This window comes from Thioalkalivibrio sp. (assembly GCF_007692535.1).
Lineage (GTDB): Bacteria > Pseudomonadota > Gammaproteobacteria > Ectothiorhodospirales > Ectothiorhodospiraceae > Thioalkalivibrio.
In genome coordinates this window covers 16,293-27,581 of sequence record NZ_REBW01000161.1, presented here as the reverse complement: position 1 = coordinate 27,581, position 11,289 = coordinate 16,293, and the positions used below count along the sequence as shown (strand labels likewise).

The 11,289-nt window shown below is 69.6% G+C and carries 10 protein-coding genes; 6 read left to right on the top strand and 4 right to left on the bottom strand.

Annotated elements, in window-relative coordinates; all coding sequences use genetic code 11:
- Positions 1–280: 280 nt before the first annotated feature.
- Positions 281–835, top strand: a complete 555-nt coding sequence (gene mog / locus EA346_RS09155) for a molybdopterin adenylyltransferase (protein WP_296757812.1) — start codon at positions 281–283, stop codon at positions 833–835.
- Between the two features lie 28 nt (positions 836–863).
- Here mog and EA346_RS09150 read toward each other — a convergent pair whose 3' ends face one another.
- From EA346_RS09150 to EA346_RS09135, 4 genes are all read right to left on the bottom strand, one after another.
- Complete coding sequence (locus tag EA346_RS09150; protein WP_296757806.1) at positions 864–1,355, bottom strand: DUF302 domain-containing protein; 492 nt, start codon at positions 1,353–1,355, stop codon at positions 864–866.
- Between the two features lie 24 nt (positions 1,356–1,379).
- Positions 1,380–1,889 (bottom strand): C40 family peptidase, encoded by a 510-nt coding sequence (locus tag EA346_RS09145; protein ID WP_296757805.1) that lies wholly within the window; start codon positions 1,887–1,889, stop codon positions 1,380–1,382.
- Positions 1,890–1,897: 8 nt separating this feature from the next.
- Positions 1,898–2,665 (bottom strand): hypothetical protein, encoded by a 768-nt coding sequence (locus EA346_RS09140; protein ID WP_296757803.1) that lies wholly within the window; start codon positions 2,663–2,665, stop codon positions 1,898–1,900.
- A gap of 317 nt (positions 2,666–2,982) precedes the next feature.
- Positions 2,983–4,593, bottom strand: coding sequence for a bifunctional aminoglycoside phosphotransferase/ATP-binding protein (locus EA346_RS09135; RefSeq protein WP_296757800.1), 1,611 nt, complete (start codon positions 4,591–4,593; stop codon positions 2,983–2,985).
- 106 nt (positions 4,594–4,699) lie between these two features.
- Here EA346_RS09135 and mrcB point away from each other — a divergent pair, with 106 nt between their 5' ends.
- From mrcB to EA346_RS09110, 5 genes are read left to right on the top strand one after another with little or no spacing between them, the layout of a single operon-like run.
- On the top strand, positions 4,700–7,009 hold the full coding sequence (gene mrcB / locus EA346_RS09130; RefSeq protein WP_296757810.1) for a penicillin-binding protein 1B: 2,310 nt from the start codon (positions 4,700–4,702) through the stop codon (positions 7,007–7,009).
- Positions 7,006–7,566 carry a tetratricopeptide repeat protein gene (locus EA346_RS09125; protein ID WP_296757798.1) on the top strand — a complete coding sequence of 187 codons (561 nt, stop codon included), beginning with the start codon at positions 7,006–7,008 and terminating at the stop codon, positions 7,564–7,566. Before mrcB ends, EA346_RS09125 begins: the two co-directional genes overlap by 4 nt.
- Positions 7,559–9,532: an ATP-dependent DNA helicase gene (locus EA346_RS09120; protein ID WP_296757795.1), complete on the top strand. Its 1,974-nt coding sequence runs from the start codon at positions 7,559–7,561 to the stop codon at positions 9,530–9,532. The genes EA346_RS09125 and EA346_RS09120 overlap by 8 nt, the downstream gene beginning before the upstream one ends.
- Positions 9,523–10,233, top strand: coding sequence for a tRNA (adenosine(37)-N6)-threonylcarbamoyltransferase complex dimerization subunit type 1 TsaB (tsaB, locus tag EA346_RS09115; RefSeq protein ID WP_296757792.1), 711 nt, complete (start codon positions 9,523–9,525; stop codon positions 10,231–10,233). Before EA346_RS09120 ends, tsaB begins: the two co-directional genes overlap by 10 nt.
- Positions 10,230–11,261, top strand: coding sequence for a tRNA pseudouridine(13) synthase TruD (locus tag EA346_RS09110; RefSeq protein WP_296757790.1), 1,032 nt, complete (start codon positions 10,230–10,232; stop codon positions 11,259–11,261). The genes tsaB and EA346_RS09110 overlap by 4 nt, the downstream gene beginning before the upstream one ends.
- The last annotated feature ends 28 nt before the right edge of the window (positions 11,262–11,289 follow it).

Sequence of the window (11,289 nt, the reverse complement as noted above, 5' to 3'; positions counted from 1 at the left end):
TCGAGCGGTGCCGGAGCCCCGCCAGGCGGTGCGGCATCTCTGTCACCGGGAGGCAACATCGATGTCCCTTCTGGTGGTCCGCGCCGAGGGCCGGACACCCCCTACGCGGGTTAGCGTGAAAGTCACAGCCCAGTAGGTCGGGTTAGCGCAGCGTAACCCGACGAGGTCCCGGGGACGACGCTATTTTGCGCCCATGGGTGGGGTGCGAGGCCCGTCGGGTTACGCCCTTTGGGCTAACCCGACCTACCGTTTGCGGCTTTTCTAAGGAGAGGGAGTGAACATGGTCGATCCGACGCCTGCCCGCATCGGCATCGTCACCGTATCCGACCGCGCGAGCCGGGGCGAGTACGCGGACGAGGGCGGGCCCGCGATACAGGCCTGGCTGGAATCGGCGCTGACGTCGGTCTGGGAACCCGTGCTGCGGGTGATCCCCGACGATCGCGCCGGCATCGAGGCGAGCCTCGCCGCCCTGTGCGATGACGCGGGCTGTTGCCTGGTCGTGACCACGGGGGGGACCGGGCCCGCGCCGCGCGACGTCACCCCCGAGGCCACCGAGGCCGTCTGCACGAAGATGCTGCCGGGCTTCGGGGAACAGATGCGGGCGGTGTCCCTGCGGCACGTACCGACCGCCATCCTGTCGCGGCAGACCGCGGGTGTCCGCGGCGCCACCCTGATCGTGAACCTGCCCGGCAAGCCCTCGGCGATCGCCGAGTGTCTGGACGCGGTGTTCCCGGCGATCCCGTACTGCGTGGACCTGATTGGCGGACCCTACCTGGACACCGACCCGGTCCGCGTCAGGTCGTTCCGGCCGGCGCACGCGCGCCGACCCGGCTGAAGCCGCCAGCCGGCCCGGGGAAGACCGCTCAGAAGGCCATCGCGTTGTTGGTGATGCGGTCGATGAGGTCCTCGACGTCCTGCAGGGCCTTGCGGGAAGCCTCGTCACCGACGATGGGAACGCGCTGATAGCCGATGTAGATCGTGTCGGGTTCGGCGGCCAGTTCGTAGATCGCGATCACGTACGGGCAGAATACGATGCTGTGGGGATCCGCCTCCATCATCCGGCGGGAATACACCGCGCTGCAGAATTCCAGCGATTCGCCGTGCAGGTAGAGGGTCTCGCCGCCGAGGTCCGCGCCGGTGCGCTCCAGCATCGTGGCAATGTTGCCGACCGCGTTGATCACCAGCCCTTCGTCGCCGATCGCCGACTCGAGCATCTCGCGGTAGAACGCATATTCGCCTTCGGTCGCGTAGATGCGTCGGTCGTCGGTCTCGAGCACCAGTTCCTGTGCGTGTGTGGCGGGCAGGATCAGCAGCAGGGCGAGGGTGGACAGGAGAGAAAGTCGGATCATGGACATGTCGGATTCCTTGCGGTGATGGGTCTAGTCAAAGAAGTGCCCGGCCCTGCGCAGGCGCGGCTCCCAGTAGGTGGAGGCCAGCGGCTCGATCCGGACCTGGCTGCGCGCGTTCGGGGCGTGGATGAACCGGCCATCTCCAATGAAGACTCCCACGTGGTCGATTCGATTCCCGCGGGCGGCGAAGAACAGTACGTCACCGGGTTGGATCCGGTCCGGGGGAACGCGACGGGCCGCTCGGGCCTGCTCGGCGGTTGTCCGCGGCACGTGGCTCAGGCCGGCCTGCAGGTAGACCCGCTGCACCAGAGCCGAACAGTCCAGTCCCGCGGCGCCAGTGCCCCCGTAGCGGTAGGGCGCATCGAGGTGTCCCAGTGCGGCGAGCACAATCTCGGAACGGATCAGGCCGATGTCGGAGGGAGCCGGCAGCGGCCCGGCCTGGGTGAGGTCCCTTTTGCCGGGGGCGGGCGGCGTGCCGGCACAGGCCGTCACCAGCGAGACCAGCAGCAGCGGCAGCAGCACGTGTCGGCAGGTGGCCATGTCCAGGATCAGAACGCTTCCTGTTCGCGATAGTTCTGGGGGATCCGGAAGAATTCGGGACTCAGGGTATCCGTCGATATCCCGGCCAGCCGGGTGCTGACCCCATCACGCAGGTCGCGGACCTCCAGCGGAACTCCGTCGAGGGGAGGCATGACGCTGGAGCTCATGGCCTGGGCCATCGGGCCGCCTGCGTCCAGCGCCCGGCGGGACAGGTCGAATAGGCGCCCCATCAAGGCATTCAGGGTGTCGAAGTCGCGCAGCGACAGTCCGAGCTCGCCGGGCCCGGCGACACAGGCGACGTTCTGCACCCTGCCGCCGACGATGATCTCCTTCTCCTCGCAGCGCAGCCCGCCGATTTCCTGTTCCCGGCCGGTTGCACGCGTCTCCACTTCGACGGGCCCGGTTTCGACCCCAAGACCCAACTGGGCCTCCATCTCGGCGCGTGCCTCGGCCGGAAGTTGCTGGATCTGGGCGCGCAGGTCGGCAATCATCTGCTCCATCGCCTGCATCTGGGCGTCGATCACCTGTTCGTCGAAGCGCATGTAGCTGCGGTTGGTCTGGTCGACGATGTAGAGCGAGCGGTCGCCCGCGTTGAAGAGCATGAAGCCCGTGCCGCCGCCGCCGCCGTTGACCATGTCCATGCGCGCGTAGGGGCCCTTGACCAGGATCTCGGATTGTTCGCCTTCGCTGTCGACGAAGCGCAGCAGGGCGTCCGCCTGTGCGGCCGTGGGCAGCAGCAGGGCCAGGGTGAAGAGCAAGGTCAGGCGTGCAGGCATCGGACGATACTCCTGGTGGTCGGCGCGCCCGCCATGACGCGGGACGCTGGGCCGTGCTCCCGGCCGCCCGGACCGATTGCGGTCCTTCGCGTCAGGTCCGGCTCTGGGCTGCTGGAACGCCGACCCCTGAGCTTAGGTCCCGGCGCCACGCTTGTCATCCCAGTGGACCATGCGGGAAACGGTACCCGGTCGCTGCGCCAGACACGCTGGCGCTGCGTTGGACAAGTTTGAAATGGAGTGGCTATTCCTGCCCTTGCCCGTGTTGCTCCGGAGTGTCTGGCTGTGTTCCATCGTTACCGAACTTTCCGCATGGCCCTCTAGCCCCCGGTGTTGCCTCGAACCATATGTTCGAGTGTCGCCCAGTCCAGGGGGTTCCCGGGGCCCGTGTTCAGCGCCGCTTCGTCAGCGCCCGGTGGCTCGACCTGCGACAACTGTTCCTCCATCACGGTCCGGCCTGCGTCGGAGGCGTCGGTTCCCTTCTGGCCGCGCTCTGCCAGGCGCTCGCGCAGAGTGTCCGTGTCCGCGGCGCAGGCTACGATCGCGAACCCGGCGTCGAGGCGCCCTGCGAGAAGCTGGAAGGGTCTGCGCTGGTCCCGCGTCAGGAAGGTTGCGTCCACGATCACCGTATGGCCCTGCTGCAGGAGGGTTTCGGCCTGCAGGAGCAGTCGCCGGTAGACCGCCTGGATGCCCTCCGGAGAATAGAGCGAGGCCTGCTGTTCGGCGCTGGGACGGGCGTCGGGGGCCAGTCCGATCATGCGTTTGCGTTCGATGTCGCTGCGCAGGCGAATCGCGCCGAGCCGCTGGAGGATCTCCGTGCTGACGAAGGTCTTGCCGGTGCCGGAGACGCCGTGCATCAGGATCAGGCCAGGGCGACCCGGGTCGCGCAGGCGCGCCGCCAGCGCCAGGTAACGTTCCACCTCTGCATCGCAGTGCCGACGTTCCGCCGCATCCAGCCCCGACTCTGCGGCGTGGATGGCGTTGACCTTGGCACGCACCAGCGCCCGGTACACCTGGTAGAACGGCAGCAGGGTCAGCGCACCGAGGTCTTCGCGGTGCTCGAGGTAGACGTTGAGCACCCGATGCGCATGGCCCGGGGCGCCCCGGGCGTGCAGGTCCATGGTCAGGAAGGCGATCTCCGAGGCCACGTCGATCCAGCGCAGCGACGGGTTGAACTCGATCCCGTCGAAGATGGCGAGGCGTTCCCGCCCCTGCTCGTCGTCGATGTAGACCATGTTGCCCAGGTGCATGTCGCCGTGGCAGGCCCGCACGAATTCCTCCCGGTGCCGTTCGGCGATGACGGGGTTGAAATGCTCCGCGGTCTTCCGGGTCCAGGATTCCAGTTCCTGCAGACGCTCGCGGCGTTCGGCCACCCGTTCGGCCGAGGGCGCGAGGGCCTCGAAGTTGGCCAGCATCGGAGCCAGGACCTGCTCAGGGGTGCCGTGTTCCGAGGCCTTTCCGGCGCGTTCCGTGCTCTCGTGGAAGCGGGCCACGGTGCGGCCCAGTTCGTCCATGGCCGTCACCGGCAGCCGATCCGCCTCCAGCAGACGGTCGAGCTGCCGGTCGCGGTCGAAGCGACGCATGTGCACCGCGTACTCCAGCACGGGGCTGCCGTCGTCACTGTCGACGTCATCGTCGATGCGTGGGTCTTCCAGCGAGCCCCGCACCGTGGCGAGATTCAGGTAGATGCCGGGAGCCAGGGCCCGGTTGATCTCGAGCTCGGCCGCACAGAACTCCTTGCGCGAATCCAGGGTGGAAAAATCGAGAAAGCCGAGGTCCAGCGGCTTTTTGAATTTGTAGGCGTGTTCTCCGGCCAGCAGCACCGTCGAGATATGGGTGTCGATGTGTTCCACCGAGGATGCCGGATGGGGGAAACGGCCGGATTCGGAGAGGTTCCGAAGGAGTTTCTGCTGTCGTTCGAGCGGGTCCATGGGGACCTCTGGTTGGGATGCGGGGCCTGCGGGTCGAGGCTGGTTTACCTGTCAGATAGCGACGCCTCAGGTTACCATTGGCGTTTCCCCGAAATCGAACACCATGATGCTCAGACGCCGTCCCAGGTCCCGTTCGCGGATTCGCAGCACGCTTGCCGCCGGGTTCTGGTTCTCCCTCGGCCTGTTGCTCGTCGCCGGCGCGATCGGCGCCTGGTACGTGCAGCAGATGGACCGCGAAATACAGGCCCGCTTCGAGGGTAAGCGCTGGTCGCTGCCGGCGCGTGTGTTCGCACGCCCGCTGGAGCTGTACGTCGGCCGTTCCCTGACCGCGGATCTGTTGCGGCTGGAACTCGAGGCGCTGAACTACGAGGAGGGGGATTCCCGGCCCGGCCAGTTCTCGATTCAGGGCAATGAGGTCTCCCTACGGACCCGGCCGTTCGTCTTCAGCGACGGGGCCGAGCCCGCCCGCGCGGTGCGCATGCGTCTGGGAGGCGGCATGGTCACCGATCTCAGGGACCAGCACGGCAGCGTGGATCTGATGCGGGTCGAGCCGATGCTGATCGGCAGCATCTATCCGACCCACGGCGAGGACCGCATCCTGGTGATGCTGGAAGACGTGCCGCCGGGACTCGTCGCGGCACTGCTGGCAACCGAGGACCGGCGTTTCCTCGCGCACCGGGGCGTGGATCCGATCGGCATCGCCCGGGCCGCCTGGGCCAACCTCCGCGCCGGGCGCACGGTGCAGGGCGGCAGCACCCTGACCCAGCAGCTGGTGAAGAACTTCTACCTGACCCACGAACAGAGCCTCAAGCGCAAGCTCAATGAGGCGGTGATGGCGATCCTGCTGGAGTACCGTTATGCCAAGGAGGAGATTCTCGAGGCCTACCTGAACGAAGTGTTTCTGGGCCAGGCGGGGGACCGCGCGATCCACGGCTTCGGTCTCGCCGCCGAGTTCTATTTTCAGCGTCCGCTGCGCGAGCTCGACCTGGACCAGCTGGCGTTGCTGGTGGGGTTGGCCCGCGGCGCCAGCTACTACGATCCACGCCGGTTCCCGGAGCGCGCGCTGGCGCGCCGCAACGGCGTGCTCGACCGGATGCTGCGGGAGGGGCTGGCCTCGCTCGACCAGGTCGAGGAGGCGAAGGCGCGGCCCCTGGGCGTCTCCCCGCGGGCGCCGCGCAGCGAGGGCCACTTCCCGGCCTTTCTCGACCTGGTGCGCCGGCAGCTGCGCACCGAGTACCGCGAGGAGGATCTGCGCAACGAAGGGCTGCGCATCTTCACCACTCTCGACCCGGGCATCCAGTTCACGCTGGAGCGCCACATCGAGGAAGGCGTGGCCGAACTCATTGCAGGGCGCGGCATCCGCGATCCGCTGCAGGCGGCTGCGGTGATCACCGATCCGCTCGCGGGAGAGGTTCTTGCACTGGTCGGCGACAGCAACCCGCGCTTTCCCGGCTTCAACCGTGCCGTGGAGGCGAGGCGTCCGGTCGGTTCGCTGATCAAGCCCTTCGTCTACCTCGCGGCCCTGTCGGATCCCGAGCGCTATACGCTGGCGACGCTGCTGGACGACAGTCCGCTGACGCTGCAACTGCCCCACGGTCAGCCCTGGTCGCCGCAGAACTTCGACCGCGAATTTCACGGCCAGGTCACGGCCTGGGAGGCGCTGGTCCGCTCCTACAACGTGGCCACCGTGCGGCTGTCCCAGCAGATCGGCATCTCCCAGGTCATCCGGCTGATGCAGACGCTCGGGCTGGAACGGACGCCGGCGCCGCTGCCGTCGCTGGCGCTGGGGGCGCTGGACATGTCGCCGCTGGAGATCGCCACGCTCTACCAGGCGCTGGCCAATGGCGGCTACGCGACCCGCAGCCGGGCCATTCGGGACGTTCTCGATGCCGACCATCAGGAACTGTCGCACTTCAGCCTGGAACTCCGCGGCGCGGTCCCGGACGGGGCGGTGCGCCTGGTCAACCAGGCCCTGCACGACGTGACCACCCAGGGTACCGGCCGCGCCATCGGCAGTCGTCTGCCCGGGCGTGTGCTGGCCGGCAAGACCGGGACCTCCAACGATCTGCGCGACAGCTGGTTTGCCGGCTTCGATGACCGGCACCTGCTGGTGATCTGGCTGGGGCTCGACGACAATCGGCCCATCGGCCTGACGGGCGGAACTGGCGCCGTGCCCATCTGGGTCCGTACCATGGCCGCGCTGCCGGGCGGTTCGCTGAACCTGGGGCATCATCCGGAGATCCAGTCGCAATGGGTGGATCGGCATTCCGGCCTGCGCACCGAGACGGAGGCCTGCGCGGATCGTATCGAACTCCCGTTCTGGCGTGACTCGGTTCCCAGGACGCGTGCCGCCTGCGACATCGGGGCGGCATTCGGGGACGAAGGGTCCGGCTGGCTGGAGAGGTGGTTCCGATGAGAGTGATACGACGATGGGGCTTGGCCGGGGACAGCCTGGCCGGGCGGCTTCCGGCGTTGCTGCTGGTGACGCTGATGCTCGGCGCCTGTGCGGTGCCTGCGTCCCGGCCCGGCATGCCGCCGGACGCGGGCGCTGGAGCCGTGGTGGTCGACCCGCTGCCCGGGGCGGAGGAGGTTCTCCCTCCTGCAGCGGTGTCCGAGCCGGCTCCCGACGCGGTGTCGATCGCCCCGGCGGCGCTCGCCCTGGCCGCGCAGTCCGACGAGGCGCGGGCGGAGGGCAACCTGCGCCTCGCGGGCCTGCAGCTGGAACGGGCCCTGCGCATCGCCCCGCGTGACGCGGGTCTGTGGAATCGGCTGGCCCAGGTCCGGCTCGAGCAGCAGGAGTTCCAGCAGGCCGAGCGGATGGCGGATCGCTCGCTGCAACTCGGTTCCGCGGATCGTGCGCTGAGCCTGTCGAACTGGCGCATCATTGCCCGGGCACGCGAGGCAGTGGGCGACACCGAGGGTGCCCGCAGTGCCCTGGAGGAAGTGCGGCGTCTGGAGCGGGCGCTTGGCTGATGCCGTCGCGGAGGCTGCGGAGCGCGCACGCGCAGCGCTGCGCCCGGGCGGGATCCTGGCGCGGGCGGTTCCCGGGTTCCAGCCTCGTGCCCAGCAGCAGGTCATGGCGGGGGCGGTGGCCGAGGTGATCGAGGACGTGCCCTCGGCGCTCCTGATCGAGGCCGCGACTGGCGTCGGCAAGACCTATGCGTACCTGGTGCCGGCGCTGCTGTCGGAGCGCCGGGTACTGATCTCCACCGGCACCAAGACGCTGCAGGATCAGCTGTTCGCGAAGGATCTGCCCATGGTCTGCGAGGCGCTGGGTCGCCGCCCGAGGATCGCCCTGTTGAAGGGGCGATCCAATTACCTGTGCCACTACCGGCTGGAAGCCGCCGCCGGCGACGCCATCGGCAGGGGCCGGCAGCTCGCGACGATCGAGTCCCTGCGACGGCTCGCCAGAACCTCGGCGACGGGCGACCTGACCCAGGCCGGCATCCTCGCCGAGGACGCACCGTTGTGGCCGCAGGTCACGTCGACCGTGGACAACTGCCTGGGCGGCGAATGCCCGCGTTTCAACGACTGCTTCGTGGTTCGCGCGCGGCGGCGCGCGCAGGACGCCGAGGTGATCGTGGTGAATCATCACCTGCTGCTGGCGGACATGGCGCTGAAGGACGAGGGCTTCGGGGACCTGCTGCCCGAGGTCGACGCGGTGATCGTCGACGAGGCACACCAGTTGCCGGAGATTGCCGGGGCGTTTTTCGGGCTTGCGGTCGGGACCCGGGCGGTGCGTGAACTGGGCCGCGACGTGCTGCGCGAGATGGAGCGCGACGCCCCGGAGATGGTGGATCTGCGCGACCGGGTTGCGGCGCTGCAGGCGGCGGTCGCGGCGCTGTTGCACTGCTCCGAGGCCTGGCCCGCCCGGGCCAGCTGGGCCGAAGTCGGCGATGCCCCCGGCGTTCTCCCGGCACTGTCCGGGTTGGATCTGGCGCTGGCCGAGATGGAGGACGCGCTGACGGGGGCGGCCGACCGGAGCCCGGGTCTGGATCAGGCGCGGGGCCGTTGCACGACCCTGCGCGGGCGCCTGCGGGGTTGGCTCGAGGAGAGCCCCGAGACCGTGCCCTGGGTCGAGCGCTTCAAGCAGAGCCTGATGCTGCACCGGACTCCGCTGGACGCCGCGCGGCCTCTGGCGGAGCGCCGTGCCGCGCGCCCGGCGAGCTGGATCTTCACCTCCGCGACGCTGGCCGTCGGGGAGGACTTCAGCCATGCCGCGCGGCGCCTCGGCCTGCCCGACGACGTCCGTGCCGAGCGCCTGGACAGCCCCTTCGACTTCTCCCGGCAGGCCTGCCTCGCCCTGCCCGAACACCCGCTGCCGAACCCGAACACGCCCGGGTATACCCGGGCCTGTATCGATTGGGCCTGGCCCCTGCTCAGCGGCAATCCCGGGGGCGGCTTCTTTCTCTTCACCAGCCACCGGGCGCTGCGGGAGGCGGCGGCGCTGCTGCGTGACCGCCTGCCTCCCGAGCGACCCCTGCTGGTGCAGGGGGAGCAGCCGCGCGCCGAACTCCTGGCCCGTTTCCGTGACTCCGGCGACGCCTGGCTGCTGGGTGCGCACAGCTTCTGGGAGGGGGTGGACATCCGCGGTGATACCCTGTCGATCGTGATCATCGACCGTCTGCCGTTTGCGGCCCCGAACGATCCCGTGCTGCAGGCGCGTGCCGCCTCGATCGAGGCCGGGGGCGGCAGCCCGTTCATGGAGTTCCAGTTGCCGCAGGCGGTCCTGGCGCTGAAGCAGGGTGTCGGGCGGTTGATTCGCGACGCCAACGACGCCGGTATTCTCGCCCTCTGCGATCCGCGGCTGACCCAGAAGCCCTATGGGCGGCAGTTCCTGCGCAGCCTGCCGCGCTTCCACGAGACCCGCGATCCCGTCCATGCCCTGGAGTTCCTGCACAACGCCCGGCAGGGGCGGGGAGACGCCGTATGCGTCTGATCGCGCTGGAGACCGCGACCGAGGCCTGCTCGGCGGCACTGTGGGTCGATGGCGAGCTGCGCTGGCTGCTCGAGCCGGGCGCGGCGCGGCGCCACGGCGAACTGATCCTGGACCAGGTGGACCGACTGCTGGCCGAAGCCGGGCTGGTGCCGGGGCAGCTCGATGCCGTCGGGATCGGCCGCGGACCGGGGGCCTTCACCGGGGTCAGGCTCGGTCTCGGGGTCGCGCAGGGGCTGGCGTTCGCCGTGGGTTGTCCCGTGGTTCCGGTGTCGACCCTGGCGGCACTGGCGCAGCAGGGGGCCGACCGGGGCGCAGGCCAGGTGCTGGCGTTGCTCGACGCGCGCATGGGCGAGGTGTACTGGTCCCTGCTGGCGGTTGACGCGCAGGGCCGCGTGGGCGTCCCGGAGGAACATCTGAGCGCTCCGGGGAAGGTGGCCGCAGTCTGGACCGGGGCACCGCGCCTGGCCCTGGGCAGCGGCCTCGGCGCCTATCCCGAACTCATCGATCGACTCGGACTCGGGGCTGCGGAAGTCGATCCGGCCGCGCTGCCCTGTGCCCGGGAGGTGGCTCTCCTCGCGGTGGCGGCGTACGCGCGGGGGGAGTCCGTCAGCCCCGAACTGGCGCAGCCCGTGTACCTGCGGGACCGCGTCGCCGAGCCACGGGCGAATCTGGCTCCGAAGGGTCATGGAGCGGGATCATGAGTGCCGATCCGGGGACGGCGCCGCTGTTTCCCTGGTCGATCCCGTTGCGGGGGCATATCAAGGTGCTCCCGGAGGACTTCGTCGTCGACGAAATCGCCGCGACCGAGCCGGACGGGGCGGGCGAGCATGTCTGGCTGCACATCCGCAAGATCGGGCACAATAGCGAGGCGGTCGCGGAGTGGCTTGCGCGCGTCGCCGGTGTACCCAGGGTGAACGTCGGCTATGCGGGCCGCAAGGACCGGCACGCGGTGACGACGCAGTGGTTCAGCGTGCAACTGCCGGGCCGGGAGGAGCCGGACTGGTCGCGGCAGGTCCTCGACGGCGTGGAGATCCTCGCCAGCAGGCGCCATTCGCGCAAACTGAAGACCGGGCATCTGGGCGGGAACCGCTTCCGGGTCCGCCTGCGCGAGGTGGCGGGTGATCATGCGGCCGCCGACGCGTTGCTGGAGGGCATGCGCGAGCGCGGGCTGCCGGACTATTTCGGCGAGCAGCGCTTCGGCCACGGCAACGTGGAGCGTGCGCAGGCCTGGTTTGCCGGCCGGCTTCGGCCGCGCGGTCGCAACCAGCGGAGCCTGTATCTCTCGGCCGCCCGGGCCGTGATCTTCAACGCCGTTCTGCGGCGGCGCGTGCAGGACGGGTCCTGGGACCGTCTGCTGCCGGGCGACCTGGCGAACCTCGACGGGTCCGGCAGCGTCTTCCCGGTTGCGGACGTTGACGAGGAACTGCGGGCGCGCTGCGAACGGCTGGACCTGCATCCCACCGGACCCCTTTGGGGCCGGGGCGGGCCGGGCAGCGCGGGTGCGGTCCTGGATCTCGAGAACGCCGTCGCGCACGACTGGTGCGAGCTGGCACAGGGCCTCGAGCGCGAGGGTCTGGCCCCTGCACGCCGACCGCTGCGGCTGCGCCCGCGCCGGCTCGACTGGCACTGGGAATCCGGCGACAGCCTGGTGCTGGAGATGGAGTTGGGCCCGGGGGAATACGCGACCGGGGTTGCCGGCGCCATCGCGGCGTTGACCGACGGCGGCTGAAGGCGGGCCCGGCCGTCACTCGCTGCCG